Raw genomic sequence first — 257 nt, 5'->3', positions numbered from 1 at the left:
CACAGAACCAAAAAACATAGTCTTCATCCTGATCTTCGGAATTGGCTTTAGGCTTGGGATAGGTTTTCTTTACAATTTCTCCAATTTCAAAATCAATAGGATTCTTGAAAATAGGACCATCAAAGGTGAAAGTATGGAACTCACCATTTTCTCCACAAGGATCTACATTATCGGGAAGATCATCAAGAAATTGCTGATCAATAATACGTCCTGCAAAGCTTTGATCCAGATAGGTTCCGTTTACACAGGTTACTATG

At 37.4% G+C, this 257-nt stretch carries 1 pseudogene; it reads right to left on the bottom strand.

Going from position 1 to position 257, the window contains the following annotated elements:
• A pseudogene (locus SB751_RS32600) lies at positions 1-257 on the bottom strand (hypothetical protein); the annotation flags it as partial.

This window comes from Cupriavidus sp. SIMBA_020 (genome assembly GCF_046535395.1).
Lineage (GTDB): Bacteria > Pseudomonadota > Gammaproteobacteria > Burkholderiales > Burkholderiaceae > Cupriavidus > Cupriavidus campinensis.
Note: the sequence above shows the minus strand (reverse complement) of the source record. Positions and strands in the feature narration are given on the sequence as shown.